Annotated in this window: 18 protein-coding genes; 10 read left to right on the top strand and 8 right to left on the bottom strand. The window is 57.1% G+C overall.

Annotated elements, in window-relative coordinates; all coding sequences use genetic code 11:
* Window positions 1–59: 59 nt before the first annotated feature.
* From ACIPR4_RS08470 to ACIPR4_RS08460, 3 genes are read left to right on the top strand one after another with little or no spacing between them, the layout of a single operon-like run.
* A complete protein-coding gene (locus tag ACIPR4_RS08470) occupies window positions 60–1622 on the top strand; it encodes an FAD-binding oxidoreductase (RefSeq protein ID WP_013568244.1) in 1563 nt (520 codons plus the stop codon).
* A gap of 21 nt (window positions 1623–1643) precedes the next feature.
* Entirely contained in the window at window positions 1644–2786 is a 1143-nt protein-coding gene (locus tag ACIPR4_RS21580) for a lactonase family protein (protein ID WP_013568243.1), read from the top strand.
* A gap of 50 nt (window positions 2787–2836) precedes the next feature.
* Window positions 2837–3889, top strand: a complete 1053-nt coding sequence (locus tag ACIPR4_RS08460) for a hypothetical protein (protein WP_013568242.1) — start codon at window positions 2837–2839, stop codon at window positions 3887–3889.
* A 95-nt stretch (window positions 3890–3984) separates the two neighbouring features.
* Here the strand turns inward: ACIPR4_RS08460 and ACIPR4_RS08455 are convergent, their stop codons facing one another.
* Complete coding sequence (locus tag ACIPR4_RS08455) at window positions 3985–7449, bottom strand: TonB-dependent receptor (protein ID WP_013568241.1); 3465 nt, start codon at window positions 7447–7449, stop codon at window positions 3985–3987.
* 298 nt (window positions 7450–7747) lie between these two features.
* Between ACIPR4_RS08455 and ACIPR4_RS08450 the strand changes: the two genes are divergently transcribed.
* Window positions 7748–8932, top strand: coding sequence for a glycoside hydrolase family 27 protein (locus tag ACIPR4_RS08450; RefSeq protein ID WP_013568240.1), 1185 nt, complete (start codon window positions 7748–7750; stop codon window positions 8930–8932).
* Between the two features lie 54 nt (window positions 8933–8986).
* On the opposite strand, the gene ACIPR4_RS08445 is transcribed toward ACIPR4_RS08450, so the two are convergent.
* Window positions 8987–12256, bottom strand: coding sequence for an alpha-mannosidase (locus ACIPR4_RS08445; RefSeq protein ID WP_144312367.1), 3270 nt, complete (start codon window positions 12254–12256; stop codon window positions 8987–8989).
* Between the two features lie 101 nt (window positions 12257–12357).
* Between ACIPR4_RS08445 and pabB the strand changes: the two genes are divergently transcribed.
* Together pabB and ACIPR4_RS08435 are read left to right on the top strand one after the other, a co-directional pair.
* Complete coding sequence (gene pabB / locus ACIPR4_RS08440) at window positions 12358–14241, top strand: aminodeoxychorismate synthase component I (RefSeq protein ID WP_013568238.1); 1884 nt, start codon at window positions 12358–12360, stop codon at window positions 14239–14241.
* A 9-nt stretch (window positions 14242–14250) separates the two neighbouring features.
* Window positions 14251–15438: an alginate lyase family protein gene (locus ACIPR4_RS08435; protein ID WP_013568237.1), complete on the top strand. Its 1188-nt coding sequence runs from the start codon at window positions 14251–14253 to the stop codon at window positions 15436–15438.
* Window positions 15439–15683: 245 nt separating this feature from the next.
* Here ACIPR4_RS08435 and ACIPR4_RS08430 read toward each other — a convergent pair whose 3' ends face one another.
* From ACIPR4_RS08430 to ACIPR4_RS08410, 5 genes are all read right to left on the bottom strand, one after another.
* The gene (locus tag ACIPR4_RS08430; RefSeq protein ID WP_013568236.1) at window positions 15684–16352 is read right to left on the bottom strand and encodes a bifunctional 4-hydroxy-2-oxoglutarate aldolase/2-dehydro-3-deoxy-phosphogluconate aldolase; all 669 of its coding nucleotides are present in this window, start codon (window positions 16350–16352) and stop codon (window positions 15684–15686) included.
* Window positions 16353–16372: 20 nt separating this feature from the next.
* On the bottom strand, window positions 16373–17458 hold the full coding sequence (locus tag ACIPR4_RS08425; protein WP_013568235.1) for a sugar kinase: 1086 nt from the start codon (window positions 17456–17458) through the stop codon (window positions 16373–16375).
* Between the two features lie 77 nt (window positions 17459–17535).
* Window positions 17536–18366 carry a 5-dehydro-4-deoxy-D-glucuronate isomerase gene (kduI, locus tag ACIPR4_RS08420; RefSeq protein ID WP_013568234.1) on the bottom strand — a complete coding sequence of 277 codons (831 nt, stop codon included), beginning with the start codon at window positions 18364–18366 and terminating at the stop codon, window positions 17536–17538.
* Complete coding sequence (locus tag ACIPR4_RS08415; RefSeq protein WP_013568233.1) at window positions 18363–19541, bottom strand: glycoside hydrolase family 88/105 protein; 1179 nt, start codon at window positions 19539–19541, stop codon at window positions 18363–18365. Before ACIPR4_RS08415 ends, kduI begins: the two co-directional genes overlap by 4 nt.
* Window positions 19541–20047: a cupin domain-containing protein gene (locus tag ACIPR4_RS08410; protein WP_013568232.1), complete on the bottom strand. Its 507-nt coding sequence runs from the start codon at window positions 20045–20047 to the stop codon at window positions 19541–19543. Before ACIPR4_RS08410 ends, ACIPR4_RS08415 begins: the two co-directional genes overlap by 1 nt.
* A gap of 129 nt (window positions 20048–20176) precedes the next feature.
* Between ACIPR4_RS08410 and kduD the strand changes: the two genes are divergently transcribed.
* From kduD to larB, 4 genes are all read left to right on the top strand, one after another.
* Entirely contained in the window at window positions 20177–20947 is a 771-nt protein-coding gene (gene kduD, locus ACIPR4_RS08405; RefSeq protein WP_041586562.1) for a 2-dehydro-3-deoxy-D-gluconate 5-dehydrogenase KduD, read from the top strand.
* A gap of 114 nt (window positions 20948–21061) precedes the next feature.
* The gene (gene larE, locus ACIPR4_RS08400) at window positions 21062–21910 is read left to right on the top strand and encodes an ATP-dependent sacrificial sulfur transferase LarE (protein WP_041585999.1); all 849 of its coding nucleotides are present in this window, start codon (window positions 21062–21064) and stop codon (window positions 21908–21910) included.
* A 59-nt stretch (window positions 21911–21969) separates the two neighbouring features.
* Window positions 21970–22422 carry a RidA family protein gene (locus ACIPR4_RS08395; protein ID WP_013568229.1) on the top strand — a complete coding sequence of 151 codons (453 nt, stop codon included), beginning with the start codon at window positions 21970–21972 and terminating at the stop codon, window positions 22420–22422.
* Window positions 22423–22441: 19 nt separating this feature from the next.
* A complete protein-coding gene (gene larB, locus ACIPR4_RS08390; RefSeq protein ID WP_013568228.1) occupies window positions 22442–23182 on the top strand; it encodes a nickel pincer cofactor biosynthesis protein LarB in 741 nt (246 codons plus the stop codon).
* A gap of 394 nt (window positions 23183–23576) precedes the next feature.
* Here the strand turns inward: larB and ACIPR4_RS08385 are convergent, their stop codons facing one another.
* Window positions 23577–24353: an SDR family NAD(P)-dependent oxidoreductase gene (locus ACIPR4_RS08385; RefSeq protein ID WP_013568227.1), complete on the bottom strand. Its 777-nt coding sequence runs from the start codon at window positions 24351–24353 to the stop codon at window positions 23577–23579.
* Window positions 24354–24363 lie beyond the last annotated feature (10 nt).

Below are 24363 nucleotides of genomic sequence, written 5' to 3'. Positions count from 1 at the left end.
GAAGCGGGTCCCGCATCCCGTCGAAGGAATCTCCCTTTTAGAGATTAGTTCGGAGCAATATGTCATCGACGGTTACAGCACAAGACCCCCGCTATGATCTTCTTCGTCGCGGTAAAAATGCCCGCTTCCCCGCGAAGGATTCCGATGCCGTGGCACGAATCGAAGTCTGCCAGAACGCAGACGATGTAGCCGAGGCTTTACAGCGCATCGTGAGCGCGGGCATGCGTCCTACCGTTCGCGCCGGTGGCCATTGCTATGAAGATTTTGTCGTAAACAATCCCGGCGGCGCCATCATCGATGTCAGCATGCTCAACTCCACGGAGACCGGTCCCGGCGGTAAAGGACCATACAAGGTGGGCGGCGGCGGCATGCTTGGCAGCGTCTACACAGAGCTTTATAAGAAGGCTAACGTAACCATCCCAGGCGGAAGCTGCTATACCGTCGCTACGGGTGGACACATCAGCGGAGGCGGCTATGGTGTACTGGCACGTCAGCTAGGCCTGAGCTGTGACTATGTAACCGCGATCGATATTTGCACCGTGGAAGCGAACGGAAAAGTAGCGAAGCGGCACATCGACAAGCATCATGATGCGGACCTCTTCCGCGCCTGCCTCGGCGGACAGGGCTCAAACTTCGGCGTGATCACGAGCTTCTACTTCGATACTTTGCCGACCGCGCCGCAGTACATCAGCAATGCTGGCGTGAACTTTCCATGGGAGACGATGACGGAGGAGAAGTTCATCCACATTGTGCAGACCTATGGCGGTTACTTTGAAAAACGTGGTAAGGATCCGGATACGTGGCCTCTCTTCACCTTCATGGGCCTGAACCGCCGAGGTCCTGAAGGTTCTCGCGGTGGCATCGGCATCTCCGCCGCCATGCACGGCATGAACGGTGAGCCAGACCTCAGCATACCCACGGAATTTCTCGACCTCTTTCTGAAATGCGGCGATGCCCTCTCTGATCCGAATCCAGCGACCACATCGCATCAGGCCCCTCGTCGCGGAGATCGCCAACAGATGTCTCCCTGCGTCGCAGGAAAGCACGCCTTCTCCACGCGCCCATGGCTCGATGCGACCACCGGCGGACAGGGCGCTGGCGGCGGCAACGGAAACACACGCGGCAAATACAAGTCCTGCTATATGAAGAAGAACTTTACTACGGAAGAAGCGCGTCGAATCTACAAACATCTGACGCGTGAAATCCCAGGAGTACCCGTGAGCGGCATCATCGCGGTTGACTCTTACGGCGGCGCAACTAACAAGCCGCATCTGGCCGGTGAAACCGCCATGCCGCAGCGTGCTTCTGTAATGAAGCTGCAGTACCAGCAGTACTGGCAAGACCCAGCGGAAGACGAAGCACGCATCAAGTTCTTCGACGAGATGTATACAGACATCTACTCCGCCAACGTCGATGCACAACACGCCGGAACACCGTTTCACAATGAATACTACGAAGGCTGCTACATCAACTATCCCGACGTGGATATGGTGCGGTATCCCTTCTGGGGCGAACTTTACTACGGCACAGAAGGGCTCTATCCCTTTCTACAAGACGTGAAGAAGAAGTACGACCCGAACAATATCTTTCACAATGCCATGTCGATTCGGCCCAAGGCGTAGCGCGGAGTCGCGGAGGAAAAGATGAGCGAGAGCAGCTTGCAATCGAAGACGTTCCCCATGACCCGCCGGGCCTTCTCCACCTCGCTCGCGGCTGCCGCAACGCTCGGCGCTTCGGGCAAGGCCAGCGCGACCATGACCCGACGCTCTGTCCCAGGTCGTTTTGCCTACATTGGATCGGGCGAAGCCGAAGCTGGTGCGATCCACGTCGTGGATCTATCAAAGGACGGTTCGCGCGTCGTTCAGACGATGGCATCAGCTTCGCCTGCTCATCTTGAGCTTCATCCTTCTGGCTCCATGCTCTACGCCGTACATGCTGTCAATGAATGGGAGAGTCTTCCTCGCGGCGCAGTGAGTGCTTACGCGATCGACGCCGAAACAGGCCATCTCACACTACAGCGCGTACAGCCTCTGGCGCTTTCCGCCATCAACCCCTCTCACGCCCTGGTGACTCCGGACGGATCGCATCTCATCGTCGCTGTCGCGGGTGGCGGCTCCTACAACGTGCTTCCCCTGGAGAGCAACGGCCTGCCCCTACCCGTTTCAGGCCTGTTCAAAGAAGTGGGCTTCTCTACAGAAGCCGGTGTGGGCAAAACCTCGACCCCGAGCAGTCTCGTGCTTCATTCCGATGGCCGGACGCTCGTCGCGGCAGATACGGGCAATGAGTCGCTCAGCACCTTCCGCCTCGAAACTGACACGCTCACACCGCTACATCGCCGTCGCGTTCATAAGGGCGCTGGCCCCTCGCAGATGGTCGGCCACACAAACGCTCGCTTCGTCTACGCTCTCAACTCCGAGGATGGCTCCATCTCAGTACACCGGATCGACACCTCCAGAGGACAGACGCAAGCCTCGCACCAGCGCGTTGCAACCAACGGCGCCAGCACCATCGCCATGCATCCCTCCGGCCGCTTTCTTCTCACGGCAAACGGCGCGAGGATGACTGCGTGGAAGATCGACCGCTCCAACGGACGCATCCAGCCAGCGGAATCGCTTCCGGTAGAAGCGACACAAATTGCCTTTGACCGCTCGGGCCGTACAATCATCGCCGCCCATGCACCCACCGGCCGTATGGTGCGAGGCGAGTTCTCCATCGCAAACGGATCGATCAGCGGGTTGACTGAAGTCGGTAATTTCTCCTCCGCGCACAGCTTTGCCATTCTTTGAGTTCGCGTCCCTGCTTCGACGCTTAAGATCAGCACAATAAGGAGCAAAGCATGTTCCCTGCTCGCAATTCCTTTGCGCGTTTTGCGCTTATCCCTGCCATTGCACTCTTCAGTCGTACAGCGCGCGCCCAGACGATACCCGCTGTACCGCTCGCCACACAGGCCTCTTCAACCTGCACGGATCTGCCACACTCAGATCACCCGATGGCACGCCTGAGCAACGGTGCCATCAATGCGGTTGTATTTCTGCCAGACAAAGAGGTCGGATACTACCGCGGTCCCCGCTTCGACTGGAGCGGCGTCGTGGGTTGCCTCTCCTTGAACGGCCACACCTTCTTCGGCGAGTGGTTCAACAGGTACGACCCCACAGGCAACGACACGATCACCGGCCCCGTGGAAGAGTTCCGCCATCCCACGAGCGAGATCGGATACGACGACGCTGCACCGGGCGGTCTGTTTGTAAAGATCGGTGTAGGCGTATTGAAACGGATCGACGACAAGCCATACAAATTCGGCAACGCCTACCCCATCGTCGACGCAGGCAAGTGGAAGACGAAGGTCCATAAAAATTCAGTCACCTTCCGCCAGGAACTACACTCGTCCATCGGAGTTTCCTATATCTACGAAAAAGTACTGACGCTCGACAAGCATGGCAACATCCTTTGCCTAGAACACCGCCTGAAGAATGTCGGAACCAAGCCAATCGACACGCAGGTCTACGACCACGACTTCTTCATGCTGGATCACAAGCAGACCGGGCCAAGCATGCAAGTCCACTTCCTTTTTACTCCAGCCCTCGATAGCCCGATCGACCCAAGCAAAGCCGTCATCGAAGACAACACCATAAAGTTCATCGCACCGCTTGAACGCCGCGGCGTACAAGGCTACCTCACCGGCTACTCCACCAAGGTCTCTGACTACGACTTCACCTTCGAAGATAAAGACCTCGGCATTGGTGTTCAGCAGACATCTGATTCACCGATCAGCCTGTCGTACTTCTGGTCGACTCCAAAGACGGTATGCCCCGAAGCGTATATCAAGATCCACGTAGCGCCAGGTGAAACCCAAACCTGGACTATCAGCTATCGTTTCTTCGCAAGGTAATTCCAAGCAAAGCAGCCAGTTAATCAAACCCATTGTGCATTCAATAGAAAAGGCCCGGTCTCCTCAGGAGGCCGGGCCTTTTCCAGTTGATGTTTTTAGAAGGAATACTTCGCCGAAAGCTGCAGCTGACGAGCCTGCGAACGAGAAGCTGTAATCTGTCCGAAGGTTGCAGACTGCGCATTGTTAGTGGGGTTACCCAGCGAGGTAATGTTAAACACATTGGCAGCATCCGCACGGAAGCTGATTTTGTGCGCCTCAGTGATTGCAAAATCCTTGAAGATCGAAGCATCTGCTGATTGGTAACCAGGAGCCCGCTCTGAATCGACGGAAGCAGTACCGAATGTGCCAGCGGCGGGTTGACCATAAGCGCAGACACCATCATCTACACCTGCAGCCGAACACTGAGCTCCTGCCGTTGTGCTAGACCGCTGGTGAAGAACCGAAGGATCGGTTCCAAACCACGCCTGAGCACTCCGATTTACGACATTCAGCTTACGATAGTGGTTCGCACGCTGAGAATTGTTCGCAGTGTTGCTGTTGTTGGAGCCAGAGTTGATGTTTACCGGGAAGCCTGTATAAACAATGGTGGTCATCGCAACCTTCCAGCCACCAATCACTTCATCAATTGCCCGGTTCATATTGGTACCAAACATACGCCCCCGTCCCACGGGAAGTTCATAAGTCAAATGCCCGTTGATGTTATGACGAACATCCTGAGCAGCCGGACCATATTCAGAATGATTGTCATAGAAATTCTGAGCATAGGCAGACTGTCCGTTGATTCCCTGTGCACCAAAGAAGCCCGTGCTGTTCGTCATCGCTTTGGCATATGCATAATTCGCGGTGAATTCCAAGCCCTTGCTGAGGCGCTGACGGAATGTCGCCTGAAGCGCATTATAGTTTTCCATCGCATTGGACGCGGTGAAGACCACCGAGCCCGTCTGACCAACCAGGTTAATGAAAGGAGCGGGATCAGCAGCAATACACTGTGCTGAAGTGAGCACAGTCTGCACAACACCACCAATGATGCAGGGCTTTGGCAGAGCGTTGGCAGCACCAGCAGTGATGAGATGTTGCCCCGTCTCACCGACATAACCAAAGGTGAGCGATGCGGTATTGCTCAACTGATATTCCGCAGTAAGGCTGTACTGCTGAAGGAACATCGGTTTAATTGCCTGGTCCCATGCGCGGATCGTAGTGGTGCAAGGTACAGTGCTTGTCTGAATGTTGCAGGATGTGTTCGCGGTTCCGAAGCCCTGCGCAGTTGTGTAGAACTGACCTGCGCTGGTTGTGCTTGGGGCAAAGCCGGTGGCCGTGAAGCCATTCTGGAATGGATAGTTAAAGTTGAGGCGAAGATTAGCGCCCGTTCCTTCAAAGTAAGTAGTTATACCATAGCCGCCACGAACTACAACGCGAGGCGACGGATTGAAAGAGAATCCGATACGCGGCATGAAGTTGGTCCAAACCGGGTTGTAAAGACCGCGGCTTGCTCCGTTGACGCCGGCGAGTTGCACTGTCTTGGTTGCGAAGTTGATATTCGCCTGCTTGTTGTTGACTTCCAGGATGGGCTGGTCGTACTCCCAACGAAGCCCCAGGTTGAGGGTGAGTCTCGGACTAACCTTCCAATCGTCCTGGACAAAAGCTGCATCGCGCCACGAGCGCTGACCCGCCAGACCGGTGACTCCACCGATCGCGCGCGTGAGAATGTGATTCTGGTAGAAATCGGCGAGCGTATAACCGCCAACCGTTCCATTCTGAGCAGAGAATGCTCCGGAATAGAGATAGCGGCCAACTGCACCGTCGTTACCCGGATAGAAAGTGTTCTGCTGATAGCGGAGAAACTGGACACCAAGTTTAATCGTGTGCTGTCCAGCCTGGTAAGTCAGGTTGTCATAGTAGCTGAAGGTGTTGTCGTAATACGTTGTTCCCGTCGCCGAGTTACCAACAGAGCTGAACGCACCGTTGGTTCCCGTGAAGGACTGCAGGATGAAGCCGTTATAGGGCTGAGCGACACCTGAGATGCCGACAACAGCATTACCATTCAAACCGAAGGTACCCGTTGAATCGCTTGGGAGACCTCCCAACGCAACAACACGTGTGAAACCAGCGGTGAACTCATTGATAAGACGCGCATTGAAGGTATGCACGGAATTGAATGCGAAGCTTTGAAACGGATTGATGTTCGCTCCGGGGAAAGTAATTGCGAGAACCGGAGTGGTGAAATCGCCATTCCGACCCCAGGAATAACGGCCCGAGATCGAATCGCGCGGTGAGGCCTTCCAGTCGATCTTGACGTCATACTGGTTGTTATAGCGATTTGTCTTCGTCGGTGCCTGGTAGTTATTTTGGATCAAAGTGCCAACCGTGGCTGTGTGGTTCGGAAGCGGATAAACCTCGGGATGCGCGAACAGATAGGCGGCTACGGGATTTGACACGGCACCCAGTAAGTTGCCAGCATAGGCTGGTTGTCCAGCGGCCTGAGTGTTGTAGAGCTGAACCGTGGTTGCAATCTGAGTTGGATCCAGCAGCTCCCCAAAATCTCCTGAACGCATACGAGCAGTCGCTACGGAAGCCAGGCCAGTACCCGCAGAGTGGTACCTGATGCCTTCGTAATCGCCAAAGAAGAACAGCTTGTCCTTGATGATGGGTCCGCCAACAGTACCGCCGAACGTCGACTGGGTGTAGGGTGTCTTTGGAACAAACGCAGAAGAAGACGCAAAATTCTTATTAGCCCATGAATTTGCATCCATGTTGTAGTTCGCTAAATAAAAGAAGGCGCTTCCGTGAAATGTGTTGCTTCCGCTTTTTAGCAGCGCAACGACATCTCCACCACCGACATTGCCGAACTCAGCATTGGCATTAGACGAAATAACGCGCACCTGCCCAAGCGCATCAGGACTGGGATTATAGCCGATTCCGTTATTGATGGTTTCGTTGATCTCCACACCATCAAGCAGGTAATTGTTCGTCTCTTGGCGGTTACCGTTTTGAGAGGCTAGCGTGCCATTGCCATTTCTTTCAATAGCCGCTGAGCCTGTGAAGGATGCGGGCGTTCCCGTAACCGCTCCTGGAACAAAAAGCGTCAGTTGGGTAAAGTTGCGACTCACGAGCGTGATATTGCTGATGGCGTTCTCATCGAGAGTTGCACCAAGCGTTGCATTCTCCGTGTTGAGGAGAGGAACCAGTGATTCGTTCACCGCGATAGCGGTATTTGAACCTTCCAGTCCAAGCTTCGCATCGAACTTCGCATCCTGACCGGACTCCAGCGTGAAGGGTCCGAGTGTCTGTGCAGAGAAACCGGAAGCTTCGATGATGACTTTGTACTGACCGATTTGTAGATTGCGGATGTTGTAGGTTCCAGAGCTGGTGGTCGTGGAGACAGTGGATACGTTTGTGGCGACATTTGTTGCCGTAACCTTTGCGTTCGGAATGATCGCGCCTGCCGGATCGGTGACCGTTCCGTTGACGCCGCCGGTGATCGTCTGGGCAAGGCCTGAAACGCTACATACCAACAGTAGCGCTACAGCCAAGTAGTGGAGTGATTTCAAAATCGTGCGCATCTGCTCTCCTGATTACGTACTGTTACTTGATCTACGGCTTCCTGACGTTGCGTATAGACACAACCGCCGGAACCCTCTTCGATCAATGAACTTTGTTTGATTGCTAGACTCTAGCCGCCCATATTGGAACTGACAACAGAAAAGTTTCAACAATCCGTGTCTTTGTTGAAACTTAGTAGGTCAAAAGACGTATGCAAATCTCGGCATTTTTGAGCTGTGTGGAAAACCCGTACGATTTGACACTCCTTCCATCTACGCGTCTCATAGTCCTGCATTCCAAAGGAGGTTCCACTCGCTCATGCGTTTCTTATTTCGTTCTGCTCTCTGTCTCTCTTTAGCGGCTTCTCCGCTGTTGGCCCAATCGAAAAACACGTTGGCCGCAACACCACCCATGGGATGGAATAGCTGGAATTTCTTTGCCGGAAGAGTGACGGACAAGGACATCCGCGACACCGCGGACCTTCTCGTCTCTACGGGCATGCGTGACGCAGGGTACATCTACGTCAACATCGATGACACCTGGGAAGGCAAGAGGGACGCAAAGGGCGTTCTTCACACGAACGGAAAGTTTCCAGACATGAAGGCCCTTGCGGATTACGTTCACTCCAAAGGCCTCAAGCTCGGCATCTACTCTTCTCCCGGACGCGAAACCTGCGCGCACTACGCAGGTTCTTATCAGCATGAAGAGCAGGACGCGAAGCTTTATGCTGACTGGGGTATCGACTATCTCAAGTACGATCTCTGCTCCTTCCGCGACAACATGCAGCAGGAAGCTCCCAATGATCGCGCCAAACAGAACAGGATGATGCGCGATGCTTACGAGAAAATGCATCAGGCTATCCTGAAGACTGGTCGCCCGATGATCTACTCTCTCTGCCAGTACGGCTTCGACTCTGTCTGGGAATGGGGACCTGAGGTAGGCGCGAATCTATGGCGCACGACGGATGACATCAATGCTCACTATCAGCAGATGTCTTACATCGCTCTCACGCAGGCTGGACTTGCCAAGTACGCCGGGCCAGGCCACTGGAACGATCCCGACATGCTGGAAGTAGGCAATGGAAAGCTCACACATGACGAGAACCTCACACATATGACCATGTGGGCGATCCTCGCTGCTCCGCTCCTTGCAGGCAACAATCTCACCGCTATGTCGCCCGAGGTGAAGTCGATTCTGACCAACCGCGAAGTCATCGCCATCGATCAGGATCCACTCGGCAAACAGGGCGACCGCATCTGGGGTGAGGGTCCTCTGCAAATCTGGTCGCGCCCGCTCGCGGATGGTTCTCATGCGCTGGCGATCTTCAACTTTGGCGAAGACACCGCCGAAATGCGCGGTATGAATCTTCACCTGAAGGAGATCGGCCTTGGCAACTCCGTCCATGCACGCAATGTGTGGGAGGCGAAGGACCTTGGCGTCATCCACGATACCGACCGCATGACGGTGCCGAAGCACGGTGTGGTTCTGCTGAAGGTCAAATAAACGCTGCAATAGGAATGCCCGGCGCTCATAATGAGCGCCGGGCATTCCTGCTTCTTACTGCGGAGAGTACATGGCCTGCAGCGTGACGATCTCATACGGATGGACGTGGACTGTCACCGCACCGTCGGTTACCGGCAGATGTGCAGCATCTGGATTCTCCATCAGATCGCTCGCAACGGCATACGTTGCGCCAGCGGGCAGACTCACCTTCACATCGCCATCTTTGCCCTCGAACTCGAACATGCGGACGACCAGAGCATCCCGGTCCTCCGCCTTCTTGATCGCGGTCACTACGACGTTGCTTGCGCCGACTGAAGCGAAGCCCTTCGTCGCGGCATCAGCCCCTGCGTGCGCAGCCACCTGCATCGCACGCAGTGGATAGTTGTACTCCCACCCGTGCTGCATGCTTCCTGCCTGCTTCCAGTCGCCTGCATGAGGATAGATCGCATATTGGAAGCTCTGGTGGCCAAGGTCCGCAACCGGATCGGGCCAAGTCGCGGAACGAAGCAAGGTCAGGCGCAGAAGATTGTCGACAGCGTCATAACCGAACTTAGTCCGGTTCAACAGGCTGACACCGTGCTTCCCATCGCCCAGTTCCGCCCAACGCATTGCAGGAACCTCGAACTCTGCCTTTTCAAAGCTGTTCACACGCGCGGTGGGACGTTCGATGGTTCCATACGGAATCTCGTACGTCGCCTTCGCGCTTGTTGCGGCCATCGGGAAAGAGGCCTTCAGCAGAACGTGCTCTTCGTGCCAGTCAAACTCGTTCTGTATCGTGGCCGCATCGGCCTCAGCATCGAGCGAGATGTCCTGAACGAAGTGCGATTTCTGCCACGTGCGTGTCACACGGATCGTGGCTCGCAACGGTCCCTTGTCGAGTAGCTGCACAGACTCCACACTTTCAATGGGAGTAAAGTGATCCAGCGTGCCAGGATCGATGTTCCATGCGTCGTATTGCTTGGGCGTGTCCTTGAACGTCTGCAGTTGGTTGCCGCAGCCACCTGCCGCAATCGTTTCAAAGCCCGTCTTCTTCTCCACCAGGCTGGTGATGCAGCCCGACTTTGCGTCGACGACAAGCTTCAGACGAGAGTTCTCCAGCGTAAGTCCACTAGCATGCACATCTGTCGAAGCAGACTTCTGCCCCGGCAACACATGCAGCACGGTGTAACCCAACGAAGGCACAGCGCTTGTCTTCACCAAGAGCTTGTAGCTGTTGGTCTTGTTGTTGCTGGAGAGCACCTGCGACAGAAGCACCTTGCCCTTCGCATCCACAACATGCACGCCGTCTGGCGTAGCCTCTGGCATCTGCACTTCCACCGTTACGACAGCGTCAGAACGCTCCCAGGCCAGCGGGTTGAAGATCGCCACCGGAACGCCCTTACCCGCCTGCGTATCCACCGTCGCCAGCAACGCGGGCAGCGAAGCCATGTCGGCATCGCGCGCCTGCTGGAAGACATGCTTGTAGTCTTCCGCAGCTTCCTTGTAGATCACCCCAATGCCCGAGCCTGCACCAAGATCGTGGAACTGATTGAATGTGACTTTCTTCCAGGAGTCCTCGAAGTCCGAGGTGGGATACGTTACGCCCTTCAACCAGGCAAGCGAAGCGTACTTCTCCGAGTTGAGGAGGGCTTCTTCGCTCTCGCGCATGTATGCCTTGTGCCCGGCCTGCGTGGTGTAAACGCCGCGATGATACTCGAAGTAAAGCTCATCCTTCCACGTGGGAATGTGCAGCTTACCTTCGCTTCCCATCGCCGGAACGGTGAAGCCCTTGGCGAGGCTGTCATAGTTCCACTGCGGTGACTCCGTCTCCAGGGTCTTTTCAACACTCGTGAAGTAGCTCTGTGCCGTGCTGAAGCGCAACGTCGGTGCGACGGTATCGGGCTTCATCCAGCGCAGACCTTCGTCCAGAACATCGCGCGTCGGTCCGCCGCCGTGATCGCCTACACCGTAGAGATCCAGCAGGTGCGTAAATCCATTCAGCCTCTGTGTCGATTCCACAAAGTCCTTCGCCAAGCGATTTGGATTCAAGTTGCTGTGCGTGTAGTCCGTCGGGAAGTAGGTCAAAACCTTGCTGCCATCCGGTGACTCCCACCAGAAGGTGCGGAAAGGAAGCTGGTTCGTGTCGTTCCAGTGCATCTTCTGCGTCACAAAGTAATCAACGCCGCTCTTCTTATAGATCTGCGGCAGCTGCCATGTGTAGCCGAAGGAATCCGGATTCCAGCCAATCCGCACATCCACGCCATACTCTTTTTTGAAGAACCGCTTGCCGATCAGAAGCTGGCGAACCAGCGATTCGCCATCGGGCATATTGAGATCAGGCTCTACCCACATGCCGCCCACGATCTCCCAGCGCCCCTCGGCAACGCGCTTCTTAATCTCTTCATTCATCGCGGGATACTTGTCCTTCATCCACACGTTGTACTGCGCAGCGGACTGCGTGAACTTGTAATCAGGGTACTCATTCATGAGCTGAAGGGCGGTTCCCCAGGTGCGCTTGACTGCATCCACTGTCTCGGTCCAGGGCCACAACCAGGCCGCATCGATATGTGAGTTGCCATCCAGATCGATCACTGCCGTCTTCAACATCGGCTCAAACTGCATCAGTTCGCGATGCACACGCTTCAGAGAAGCATCGAACGCTATCTGATTCGCCTTGTGCAGCCCTGCAATATCTACCGACGCAATAATCGAATCGATTTTATCTTCCATCTCAGGCTTGAACCCCTGCAGAACCGGAAGCAGAGTCGCTGCCGTAATCCCTTCAGTGCGGAGGTCCGACGGGCTGGGACGCGACTTGGAACTTTCGATCTTGAAGGTTGCTCCACGGAAGGTCTTTTCATCAATGGTCGCAAGCAGCTTCACCGCAACTTCAATCTTCTCTCCTGGCTTCGCGCTCTCGGAGAGCACAATCGCTTCCAGGTCATCTCCCAGAGCTACGCGACGCCCGTTGAAGTAGATGATCTGCGGCATGGGGCCATTGGCGCCTGCATGGAACTGGAACCAGATACGAGCGCCCGTCAGATCGTAGCCATCCAGCGTCTTCGGCACTTCGATCGTGCGCCTGAACCAACCCGCATCACGATCAGCCTTCGCCTCTTTGGTTACGCTCTTCCAGGACGAGTCATCCAGATCGACGGCCTCACCATGCGGCACGTCCCCACTGTGATAACGCCATGGGCCATCGGGCAAAGACGACAACGCATCCAGTGTCTTGAGCACCTCGGTCGCCTTGGGCGAAAGAACGAGACCCTTCTGTGCTGCCGTCCGGCTCTGTGCCACCACCACGGTGGCACACACCATCGCCACCGCCGCAAATCTACGCATCTTTACCATCGATCCTCCACAAAACTCAAAAGCATTCGCCAGTTGACCTTAAGTATGCCTTGTCCGGCTGTCAATCAAAACGAGTAATCTTTGAAGAAGAGATGTCTTCGTTTGCTCCACTTCCGTCTGAGTTCCGCCGCCTGGCGGCAGAAACTCCCGATTCAGTTCTTCTGGAGACAGCGCGCGCCTCGGCACACACTGCGAAAAGCTATCTCTTCCTGCATCCCGAACGCATCCTGACGGCGACCACCCTCTCCGATATTCCCGCGCTCTTTCAGCAGATCGATCAGGCGCTCTCAGAAGGTCTCTACGTCGCAGGCTATTTGACCTATGAAGCTGGATACGCCTTTGAACCCTCGCTTCACACACTCGCGCCCGCTCTGGGTCGCCTGGCCTGGTTCGCCGTCTATCGAGAACCACAGATCTTCGACCACAACACCGAACACATAACCTCTGCTCAAAGAGAAGATTCCACAGCCACGACCCCCGAAGTGCGTCTCGATCTCCCTGCGCCCGAATATCTCCGACGCGTCAAAGAGATTCATCGCTTCATCGAAGCGGGCGATACCTATCAGGCCAATCTCACTACGTCGGCGAGTTGGTCCACGGAACTGACACCGCTGGAGCTTTACCAAAGCATCGTCCGCGCACAACCTGTCGAGTTTGCCGCCCTCATTCATCATGACGGCGAGCACATCCTTTCGGCTTCCCCCGAACTCTTCTTCCGTCGCGAAGGAGCTCACATCGTCACTAAACCAATGAAGGGCACCGCCGCCCGCGGCATGGATACAAAGGAAGACATCGAGCGGGCAGCCTGGCTCGCCGCCGACGAGAAGAATCGCAGCGAGAACCTCATGATCGTAGATCTGCTGCGCAACGATCTTGGACGCATCTGCGTACCAGGATCGGTCCTGACGACGGATCTCTTTCAGGTAGAGAAGTTCCCTACCCTGTTCCAGATGACCTCGACCGTGCAAGGCACGCTCCGCGAAGAAGTGCGCATCTTCGATCTCTTTCGTGCGCTCTTTCCCTCAGGTTCCATCGTGGGTGCACCGAAGATTCACACGATGCAGATCCTGCACCAGCTCGAACAAAAGCCTCGTGGCGTCTACACAGGAGCCATCGGCTTCTTCGCTCCAAATGGCGACGCCACCTTCAGCGTGGCGATCCGCACCATCGCGTTGAAGGACGGTCATGCCAGCATGGGCGTGGGCTCGGGCATCGTCTACGACTCCGATCCCGCAGAAGAATACTTTGAATGCCTGACCAAGACGGCCTTCCTCTCACGCAGGACGCCAGCCTTCGATCTTCTCGAAACCGTCCTATGGCAAGACAACGCGTTTGTCTCTCTCCCCGAACACCTCGACCGCATGGCAGGTTCTGCGGAATACTTTGACTTCCTTTTCGATCGCGACGCTGCGGAAGCCGCCCTCTACCAGGAATCCCGCGTCTTCGGCTACAGTGGCAGCCATCGGGTTCGCCTCCTGCACTCTCGCAATGGAGCTCTCACCACAAGCTCTTCAACCATTGCAGCGCCTTCACGCGAAGCCGTCACCCTGCTTCTCTCACCCCATCGAACGGACGCTCAGGACCTCTACCTTCGCCACAAGACCACACACCGGCATCTGTACGACAAGGAACTCGTCCATGCACAAACACATCGTTGCGCCGATGCGCTCTTTCTCAACACTGCAGGAGAATTGACCGAAGGGGCGATTCACAACCTCTTCGTCTTCCACGATGGCCTCTGGCATACACCGCGCCTGCAGAGCGGTGTGCTCCCCGGTATCGAACGGGCGCATCTGCTCCACCGTCGATCGAACGCACGCGAATCCGCCCTGACACTCGACGATCTCGTCTCCGCAGAGGCGCTCGCCATCTGCAACTCCGTACGCGGCGTCCGCTTCGTGGAAAGAGTTGTAAAAGAAACGCCTTCAGGCCTGACCGTCGTTTGGGAGTCGCGCACTCTCCCGCCGATCCTGTAACCTTCCGCCATGCTCACACGCCGCCATTTTCTCCTGAATGCTTCGGCCTGCATACTGGCTCCGACGGCTATCCTCGCCGAGAATGAATCCACGCACCTCAACGTTGCGGAGTTCGATCGCAAACGCATCCTCGCCGCGGCGGATAAATATCTCAACGAACCGCCCATGACCGTAACGGCGAAGCGAGCGACTCGCAGCACTGGTGACGAGCACGACTACTTCTCCGAAGGCGACTACTGGTGGCCCGATCCCGACAACCCCACCGGCCCGTACATCCGCAAGGATGGTTTCTCGAATCCAGACAACTTCAACGACCATCGCGATGCGCTCATCCGCCTGTCGCTCATCGTTCCCGCGCTCGTCGCCGCATGGAATCTCACGAAAAACGACGCATACGCCAAGCAAGCTGTGGCGCACCTTCGCGCGTGGTTCATTACGCCTGCTACACGTATGAATCCGAACCTGGAGCATGCCCAGGCGATTCAGGGCGTCAGCGCCGGGCGCGGCATCGGAGTGATCGACACACTTCAGCTTGTGGAAGTCGTACGCGCCGCCAGCTTTCTCACGATCTCAGATCTCCTTGGCGCCGAAGACAAAGCCGCCTTGAAGAAATGGTTTGCCGATTACCTCACCTGGCTCACAGAGTCGAAAAACGGCATGCTCGAACGCGACGAGAAGAACAACCACGGCACCTGCTGGACACTCCAAGCCGCCGAGTTCGCACGCTTCACGAAGAATGACGCCATCATCACCTTCTGCCGTCACCAGTTCCGCGAAAAGCTCATCCGGCAGATGAACTTCGACGGAGCCTTCCCGCTGGAACTTGCACGCGCGAAGCCTTACAGCTACTCTCTTTTCAATCTCGACGTCATGGCGACGACCTGCGAGGTACTGTCGACGCCCTTCGAAAAACTCTGGGACTACCAACTCGCCGATGGTCGAGGCATGCGCTCCGCCATTGCCTTTATGTATCCCTATATCGAGAGCAAAGCGAAGTGGCCGTACAAAGCAGACGTGGAATACTTCCGCGACCTTCCGGTGCGCTCACCCAGCCTCATCTTCGCGGCCCGCGCACTGCAGCGCCCCGAATACCTCACGCTCTGGAAACGCCTCAACCCAGACCCCACCGTCCCCGAGATCATCCGCAACTACCCTATCCGCCAGCCAGCCCTCTGGACCATCCCCGTTCCTGTATAAACCTTGTGCCCTATTCTTTCGCGGCTTCATCGCGAAAGGGTGGGGTCGCGCGGAGCGCACAAACCAGATTCGTATGGAGGGCTGCGAAACACTTCAATCGGTCTTTGCTAGGCTTCAAAAACAGATCCTTCCGCTTTGCTGCGGGATGACAAAGCTTCGGCGTTTATCCGAGATCTTACCTTTGTCATCCCGTAACGCAGTGAAGGGATCCGCCTTTCTTTCAACGTATGCGGAGCGAGTGTTCCTTACAACCCCGCCCGAAACTCCGCAATAATCTCCATATACTTCCGCGCCGTAGCCGTCACATCCGCATCGCGCCCCTCATCAATCGCCGTCGTATCGGCCAGATCAGCCCCAACTCCAAGCGCAAACGACCCCGCCTCCAGAAACTCCTTCGCCGAAGCCAAAGAAACTCCACCCGTAGGAATCATCTCAATCTGAGGCAGAGGCGCTTTCAGGCTCTTGATGTACTTTGCCCCACCCATCGCACTTGCCGGAAACACCTTCACCACGTCCGCGCCCGCTTCCCAGGCCGTGATCACCTCTGTCGGTGTCAAAGCGCCCGGCAGACTCGGCACCGTGTACCGGTTGCACATCTCGATTGTGCGCACGTTGGTCCCGGGACTCACGATGAACTGCGCGCCCTCCAGAATGCACGTCCGCGCCGTCTCCGGATCGAGCACTGTGCCCGCACCGATCAAAAGCTCAGGATTTTCCTTCACTAGCGTCCGCAGAGCCTCAAGCGCCCCCGGAACAGTCATCGTCACTTCCAGTACCGTCACGCCACCCGCCGCAATCGCACGCGCCAACCGCACCGCCTGGGCAGGTGAACTCGCCCGTACCACGGGCATCAGCCCAACCTGCTGCATCTTGTCCAGGATCGTCCGTTTGGTCCACTTCGTCTGCATTGCCATCACAATCTCCTAAAGATCTATTATCGCTGTGCCCCGGCAGATCCACCCTGCATCACGCGCTCCACCTCAGCGCGAGTCGCAAAGGAGTTATCGCCCGCCGTCGTCATCGTCAGCGCGCCGTGGGCCACGCCACAGTTCAGCGCCCACTCCATACCGCGCCCTTCCATCAAACCGCAGACCACACCACTGGCGAAACCATCGCCGCCGCCGACGCGGTCAAAGATTGCGAGATCCCGCATCTCGCGTGCCTCATAGGCTTTACCTTCCGCGTATCCGAAGGCTCCAAAGTCATTCACGCTCGCCGTATGCGGCCTGCGCGTCGTCGTCGCAATCGCCTTGAAGTTCGGATGCGCTTTCAAAATTCGGTCGCACATATCCTGATAACTCTCCAGCGTATGCTGCGGTGGAGCATACGAATACGGCCCAAGTTCCAGCGCGAGATCCCCTTCGTGCCCAAACAGCACATCCACATAAGGCGCCAGCTCACGATTCACCTCAGCCGCACGCGCTCGTCCCCCCACAGCCTTCCACAGCGATGGCCGATAGTTGCAGTCATAGCTGATCACGGCCCCATGACGACGCGCGGACTGCATCGCTTCCTTCGCGACCTCCGGTGTCGTGGCGCTCAGCGCGCAAAAGATTCCGCCCGTATGAAACCAACGCACACCCTGCGCGAAGATTGCGTCCCAATCCACATCGCCCGGCTTTAGCTGCGAGATCGCCGTATGTCCGCGATCCATCGAACCGACGGCGTTGCGCACGCCGAATCCGCGTTCCATGAAATAAACGCCGTTCCGTGACTCCGCACCGATCCCGTCATACTCACGCCACACCACGTGGTCCAGGTTGACGCCGCCCTGCAGCATCAGGTCTTCGACCAGCCGCCCCATTGGATTGTCCACCAGCGCCGTCACTACGGCAGTCTTCATCCCAAACACACGCCGCAGCGCGCGAGCCACGTTGTATTCCCCACCGGCTTCCCACACGCGGAAGTGCCGCGTCTGCACGATGCGCTCTTCGCCGGGGTCAAACCGCAGCAGAACCTCACCCATACTCAACAGGTCAAACTTGCATTCTGCACGTTCGCGCAGCGTCAACAGTTCCATTCCATCTCCAAAAAGACATTCGCCTACACCATTGAAGTGTAGGCGAACCGGGTCTCCGCAGTCTGCGGACATACGTCTTACTTCAGATCGGCGATCGCAATCCCATCCATATCGCTGTAGTCCTGGTTTTCGCCACCCATGCCCCAACAGAACGCATAGTTGCTCGTGCCCACACCCGCATGGATCGACCAACCCGGACTTACCGCCACCTGCTTATCGGCGATCACCAGATGCCGCGTCTCGTCCTTCGGCCCCATCATGTGCATCACGCGATGCGCGGCATCCACGTCGAAGTAGAGATACACCTCAGAACGCCTCATATGCACATGCGGAGGCATGGTGTTCCAGTTGCTTCCTGCCTCAAGGAGCGTGAACCCCATCACGAGCTGGCAGCTCTTGAGACCTCCTGCGTGGATCGCTTTGTAGATCGAGCGCTTGTTGCAGGTTTCAATCGCACCCAGCTTGACCGGCTCCAGATCGGCGAACTTCACCATCGCCGTCGGATGCACCGCATGCGCGGGGTAGCTCAGAAGGTAAAACGCAGCCGGAGCGCCCTCGCTCTCACTCGCGAAGGTGACTTCCTTACTGCCACGCGCAACGTACAGGCAATCCAGCTTGTCCAAGGCAAAGGTCTTGCCGTCGACCACGACACTTCCCTTGCCACCAACGTTCAACACGCCCAGTTCGCGCCGCTCACAGAAATACTCTGCCCGCAGCTCGCTCGTCGTCTCCAGCGTCAGTGGAGAAATAGTTGGAACCGCCGAGCCAATCACCGTGCGATCCAGATCCACATACGCCAGGTCAATCGCACCCGGCCGAAACAGCTCTTCCAGCAGAAACGTCTCACGCAACTCCGCTGTCGTCATACGCGGGTAACGTACCGCATCCGCCATCTGGTAAAGCTTCATTTCTTCATTCCCTTCATGCCAGCCATCTTGTCGATTTCAGATCCCGCGAGCAGAAACGCGCCCACACCATAAACATAGCTTGAACCCGGCCCAAAGGTCCCCGGAGCAGCTCCGATCGGCTGAATGGATCCCAGCCTGCCATCCTCGAACACATGTCCCAGCATAGCCGTCCAACTCTTCTCCACCACAGGACGATACTTGCTGGCATCCAGCACGCCATTGTTGATGCCCCAGGCCATCGCGTATGTAAAGAACGCCGAACCGGAGATCTCATCTTCCTTATACGCGGTCTGATCGAGCAACCCTGTGCGCCACAGACCACTGGGCTGCTGCAAACCGGCGATGCGCTCCGCCATCTCTTTGTACAGCGCAACATACTTCGCCCGCTGTGGATAATCCTTCGGCATTACCGTCAAAGTCCGTACCAGCCCAGCCAAAACCCATCCGTTACCACGGCTCCAGAAGAGCTTCTGTCCGTTCGCCTCGGTCTTCTGCAGAAACGTCGCATCGCGGAAGTAAAGTTTGTCTGCCGGAACATACAGGTGCTCCGTCGTCAGGTCCCATTCCTTGTCCACGAAGTCGATGTACTTGCGGTCACCCGTGATCTTCGCCATCGTGACAAACGTCGACGGCGCCATGTACAGCGCATCGCACCACCACCACAGGTCTTTTTTAGGATCGCGCTCCCGCGCCATCACCTTGTCGAGATTCTCCTTCAGGGCCGCAATCCGCTTCGGGTCCTTCCTCTCCAGATAGAGAACTTCGTAGCTCTGCCCGATGGCCTCATCGTCCGCGTGATCATAACGCCCTGACAGAAGCTGCCAGTCCACCTTCTCGGCATACCTCAAAACCGCATCGTGATACTTCGCATCGCCGATCGTGGCAGAAGTCGCCAGCAAACCGCTATACAAAGGCGCATACGTCCAGTCCTGCGTAAAGATCGCCTCAGAGTGGCCGAGTTCCCAGTCCGCGACCTTCTTCATCGCCATACGTACATCCTTATGCGCGATCTTCGACGACAGTGAAGTGTCGACCTTTCCAGGGTTGTCGCTGGTATCCCCCGCTGCCTTGTTGAGGATCTGTTGCTTCGGGCGCTCCGGAGTTGCCGTCTGCGCCCCCAGGCAGAGCGCGAACGCCAAGGGAGTCGTTATAGCCAAACTTTTTAAGTCGAACATTAGCTCTTAGGCTCCTCAACCTTGATCACGTAGTACGTAAATACCGTTCCCGGCTTGACTGTTGTCTGGTGGTTGATGCCTGGAGAGATGTGCAGCACATCGCCCTTGCGGATCAAGTGGTCCACGCCGCCCACAACGCTGCTCCCGCGTACCTCGCCGTTCGCGCCTTCCTTGGCGTCGGGGATGGTTCCGCCCGTCAGCACATTGGCTTCGCCCGAGATGACGATAAAAAAGTCGTTGAAATGCTTGTGCATCTCACCGCCGCCGGACTTCGTCCGCACCGTAAGCATCGTCAGATGTCCGGGATAACGCTCCAACGTCACACCACCCATGCCGTCCGGCTTCTCTTTAGCGATCTTCAACAACTCCGCAGCCTGTTTTTCAATCTCCGCAGAGGTTCTGCGATCTACCGTGTCATTCGTTACTGGAGGCAGCGCTGTCTGCGCCGCCAGAGATCCAGCCGATACCGATGCCACCAGTGCCAGTCGAGCAAAAAACTTCGTCATATCAGGATTCCTTTGGCGCAAAAAAGAAATGCGCAATTCCACCGTTCAACATACGGGAGCACGGAAAACATGGTCAAGCGAAACACGCATTTGCCCGCCATCTCCATGGGCAGTATCGTTAGCAGCAGAATGACAAACGTCCTAGATACCTTCCGCCTCGACGGCAAAGTTGCCCTCGTCACAGGATCCGCCTCCGGCCTCGGCGCAGCCATCGCCACGGCCCTTGCGCAAGCGGGAGCCTCCGTGGCCTGCCACGGCAACCGCCGACCCGCCACGGAGACCGCCGCAGCCATCTCTGCTGCCGGGTCAAAGTCCGCAGCTTTCTCTGCCGATCTTTCTTCCACCGAAGGCCCGCAGCACCTCATCGCCCAGACCATCAAGGCCTTCGGCCAGATCGACATCCTCGTCAACAACGCCGGAACCATTCTGCGCCACGCCGCCGAAGACTTTCCGCTCGACGACTGGATGACCGTGCTTCAGGTCAATCTGACCAGCGTCTTCCAGCTCTCGCAGCTCGCCGCCCGTGACATGATTGCTCGCAACGCCCCCGGCAAGATCCTCAACATCGCCTCTCTTCTTTCCTTCCAGGGAGGCATCCGCGTGCCCGCCTATGCAGCCTCCAAAGGCGGCGTAGCCCAACTCACCAAGGCGCTCGCCAACGAGTGGGCCGTCAAAAACATCCAGGTAAACGCCATCGCCCCCGGCTACTTCGCCACCACCAACACGGAAGCGCTGCAGGCGGACGAGACGCGCAATCGCCAGATCCTCGAACGCATCCCCGCTGCCCGCTGGGGCAAACCCTCCGACCTGGCCGGAGCCGCAGTCTTCCTGACCTCCTCCGCCAGCGACTACGTCACCGGCACCGTCTTCAACGTCGATGGCGGTTGGCTAGGCCGCTAGCCCGACCCTATGCCCCATTCTTTCGCGCTTCTTGCGAAAGGGTGGGGTTGCGCAGAGCGCACAAACCAGATCCTAAAGAAATCGCTCCCTACTGAGTTACGATTTCTATATCCCATGGAATCTCCTCTCCAACCCGGCGATCTGGAAAAACAACAAACCCTCTTCTCCCTCCTGAAGCAGCAGGAAGGCCTCCTCGTCGCCTACTCCGGCGGCATCGACTCCGCCTACCTCGCCTGGGCCGCCCATCAAGCCCTTGGCGAGAAAATGCTCGCCGTCATCGCGGACTCTCCCTCACTCCCGCGCACACACCTCGCCGACGCTGTGGCCTTCGCCGCAGAACACGATATCCCTCTTCGCATCCTCGAAACCTCTGAGATGGAGAACCCGGCTTACGTCCAGAACGACGCAACCCGCTGCTTCCATTGCAAAGACGAACTCTTCACCGTCATGCAGCGCGAACTCGAGACCTCCTCGTTCAAAGCCATCGCCTACGGTCGTAACCTCGACGACAGCGGAGACTTCCGCCCCGGTCAGCGCGCCGCAGCGAATCACGCCGCGCTCGCTCCCCTAGCCGACGCTCAGCTCGACAAGGGCACCATTCGGCGCCTTGCCCATGCAGCCGGTCTTCGTCTCTGGGACAAGCCTGCCTCCGCCTGCCTCTCCTCGCGCATCCAGTACGGTCAGCCCGTCACCCGCGAGACCCTCACCAGGATCGAGCAGAGCGAAGAAGCCCTCTACCAACTCGGCTTCCAACAGGTCCGCGTCCGCGCCCACGACGATCTCGCCCGCATCGAAATCGCCATCGAAGACCTGCCCCGCGCCTTCAACATAGAAACGGTCAAAGCCATCTCTGCCGCCGTGCACGCTGCAGGCTTCCAGTTCGTCTCCATCGACGCCGACGGCTACCGTTCCGGCTCCATGAACGACCTTCTGCCGGCATCCGCCATCGCCGCCGCAAAGTAATCTGCTTCTGCATTCGGTACAGTGGACAGGTTCCTCATTACCTCGCAGGAGTTTCTTCCATGCAACGAACTCGCAGAAATCTTCTCAAGAACGCAGCCTCCGCAGCCGCTGGCGCAACCCTCCTCGCCTCCGAGCTTCCGGCGCAGGCGCAGACAGCGCAGAAGCGCGCAGCCTCCGGCAAACCCGGTCCTTTCCCCTTTACGCCCGTCGTCGGCTTCGGCAATCTGCTCTTTGTCTCCGGCATCGGCTGCCGAGTCAAAGGCACCATCGAAGAGGAGACCAAGTGGGTCCTCGACGAGCTGGAGAAGAACCTCACCGCAGCCGGTTCCTCACTCGCGAAGGTCCTCAAGATGGAGGTCTACCTCGAAGACATCAAAGACTTCGATCGCATGAACGCCGTTTATAAAACGCGCAACTGGGGACCCATCTTCCCCGCGCGCAACACCACCCAGCCCGCAGCCCTCCCTACGGGCGACTACGGCATTGTCATCGACTGCATCGCCTCTACCTAAACGGGAAGAATACTTTCAAATGAATCGCAACACCCTCCTGCAACTCCTCGCCCAGGTACAGTCCGGACAACTCTCCATCGAGTCAGCTACAGAGACCCTCTCGCGCCTTCCGTTCGAAGAGACCGCCACCGCCACCATCGACCACCACCGCACCCTGCGCATCGGCATGCCCGAGGTCATCTTCGCCGCCGGAAAAACGCCCGCGCAGACCGCGGACATCTTCGCCCGGCTCGCCGCCTCGGGCGCCAACGTGCTCGCCACCCGCGCGACGGCGGAGCACGCCGCAGCCATTCCTTCCGCGACGTACAACGAGTTGGCACGTACCCTGACGCTGCTGCAATCTCCCACACCAACCACTGGCAAAATCGCCGTCGTCTGCGCGGGTACCAGCGATCTCCCCGTCGCGGAAGAAGCCGCCGTCACAGCAGAACTCTTCGGAGCGCAGGTAGACCGCATCACCGATGTAGGCGTCGCAGGTCTCCACCGCATCCTCGCAGCCCAGGACCGCCTCCGCTCTGCAGACGTTGTCATTGTCTGCGCCGGCATGGAAGGCGCGCTTCCGTCGGTTGTAGGAGGCCTGGTCGCCGTTCCCGTCATCGCCGTCCCTACTTCGGTCGGCTATGGAGCATCCTTCGGCGGAGCGGCAGCCCTACTGGGGATGCTGAACTCTTGCTCCCCCAACGTCACCGTCGTCAATATCGACAACGGCTTCGGCGCAGCCTACACAGCTGTCCTCATAGCTCGCGCCTCCGCAAAATAAACAACCTCGTGTCTCACCTTTCGCGCTCTTTGCGAAAGGGTGCAGTCGCGCGAAGCACACGAACCAGATCTCTCAGCAAACCCGAAACGGGTTTACGTAAAACAGGGAAGATCCAAATGCGGATCTTCCCCTGTTGTTTTAATTGTAGCGATTTGGAAAGGGTAAATCGGCAAAACTGGGTGGTCTGTATTGCTTTTAAATTCAACAGCTTGCAAGTATTCTTTCTTTGCAGGGGCTTGACAGCTTTTGAGGCTGGCTTTGGCGGTCGCTCCGCAAAAAGCAGATCCCTTCGCTTTGCTACGGGATGACAAAGTAACGAACCACAAAATGAAAAGGGATCGGCAAAGAACCGATCCCCATCCTTACTGCATAGCACCTACTGATTGCATAGCACCTACTGATTAACGCCACTAGCCAGAAAACCACCATCCACCACCAGAATCTCCCCGGTAATAAACGCCGCAGCATCACTCGCAAGAAACACAGCCGACCCAACCAGCTCTTCCGTCTTCCCAAATCGCCCCATCGGCGTACGCATCTTCAACTCCTGCCCACGTGGAGACTTGTCCAGCAACTCCGCATTCAGGGCCGTGCGAAACACACCGGGAGCAATCGCATTCACCGTCACGCCAAGCGAACTCCACTCCACCGCAAGCGACTTCGTCAGCGCACCCACAGCCGCCTTGCTCGCCGCATAGGCTGTCACTTCCTTCAATGAAACAAAGGTATTCAGCGAAGCGATATTGATGATCCGCCCCGAACCCTTCTCCAGCATGTACTTTCCGAAGATTTGGCACGCACGCAGGGTCCCAGTCACATTCGTATCGAAGATGTCATCCCAGGTCTCTTCCGAAACCGTCAATGTTGGCTCACGCTTGATCTTGCCGGCGCAGTTGATCAGCACGTCCACGCGACCGAAGGCCGCAATCGTCCCGTCGAGGAGGGCCTGCAACGAAGCCCGATCCCCAACATCCGAAACGAGACGCAGAGAACGAACACCCTTCGCCTCAATCGCCGCCGCTGCTGCATCCACCTGCTCCTTGCGCCGTGAACTGGCAACAACATCCGCGCCAGCCTCCGCGAGTCCAACCGCCATCGCCAGACCAATGCCGCTCGTACCACCAACCACCACCGCAACGCGGCCCTTCAGATCAAACAATGGGTGTCCCATAACTTCCTCT

Source organism: Terriglobus saanensis SP1PR4, from assembly GCF_000179915.2.
In the GTDB taxonomy this organism is placed as follows: domain Bacteria; phylum Acidobacteriota; class Terriglobia; order Terriglobales; family Acidobacteriaceae; genus Terriglobus; species Terriglobus saanensis.
Note: the sequence above shows the minus strand (reverse complement) of the source record. Positions and strands in the feature narration are given on the sequence as shown.

Coding starts and splice junctions, on each gene's coding strand:
- larB (WP_013568228.1), top strand. CDS start 22,442: ATGAATCGCAACACCCTCCTGCAACTCCTCGCCCAGGTACAGTCCGGA.
- pabB (WP_013568238.1), top strand. CDS start 12,358: ATGTCTTCGTTTGCTCCACTTCCGTCTGAGTTCCGCCGCCTGGCGGCA.
- ACIPR4_RS08460 (WP_013568242.1), top strand. CDS start 2,837: ATGTTCCCTGCTCGCAATTCCTTTGCGCGTTTTGCGCTTATCCCTGCC.
- ACIPR4_RS08395 (WP_013568229.1), top strand. CDS start 21,970: ATGCAACGAACTCGCAGAAATCTTCTCAAGAACGCAGCCTCCGCAGCC.
- ACIPR4_RS08435 (WP_013568237.1), top strand. CDS start 14,251: ATGCTCACACGCCGCCATTTTCTCCTGAATGCTTCGGCCTGCATACTG.
- kduD (WP_041586562.1), top strand. CDS start 20,177: ATGACAAACGTCCTAGATACCTTCCGCCTCGACGGCAAAGTTGCCCTC.
- ACIPR4_RS08445 (WP_144312367.1), bottom strand. CDS start 12,256: ATGCGTAGATTTGCGGCGGTGGCGATGGTGTGTGCCACCGTGGTGGTG.
- ACIPR4_RS08415 (WP_013568233.1), bottom strand. CDS start 19,541: ATGTTCGACTTAAAAAGTTTGGCTATAACGACTCCCTTGGCGTTCGCG.
- kduI (WP_013568234.1), bottom strand. CDS start 18,366: ATGAAGCTTTACCAGATGGCGGATGCGGTACGTTACCCGCGTATGACG.
- ACIPR4_RS08385 (WP_013568227.1), bottom strand. CDS start 24,353: ATGGGACACCCATTGTTTGATCTGAAGGGCCGCGTTGCGGTGGTGGTT.
- ACIPR4_RS08425 (WP_013568235.1), bottom strand. CDS start 17,458: ATGGAACTGTTGACGCTGCGCGAACGTGCAGAATGCAAGTTTGACCTG.
- ACIPR4_RS21580 (WP_013568243.1), top strand. CDS start 1,644: ATGAGCGAGAGCAGCTTGCAATCGAAGACGTTCCCCATGACCCGCCGG.
- ACIPR4_RS08410 (WP_013568232.1), bottom strand. CDS start 20,047: ATGACGAAGTTTTTTGCTCGACTGGCACTGGTGGCATCGGTATCGGCT.
- ACIPR4_RS08430 (WP_013568236.1), bottom strand. CDS start 16,352: ATGGCAATGCAGACGAAGTGGACCAAACGGACGATCCTGGACAAGATG.
- ACIPR4_RS08455 (WP_013568241.1), bottom strand. CDS start 7,449: ATGCGCACGATTTTGAAATCACTCCACTACTTGGCTGTAGCGCTACTG.
- ACIPR4_RS08450 (WP_013568240.1), top strand. CDS start 7,748: ATGCGTTTCTTATTTCGTTCTGCTCTCTGTCTCTCTTTAGCGGCTTCT.
- larE (WP_041585999.1), top strand. CDS start 21,062: ATGGAATCTCCTCTCCAACCCGGCGATCTGGAAAAACAACAAACCCTC.
- ACIPR4_RS08470 (WP_013568244.1), top strand. CDS start 60: ATGTCATCGACGGTTACAGCACAAGACCCCCGCTATGATCTTCTTCGT.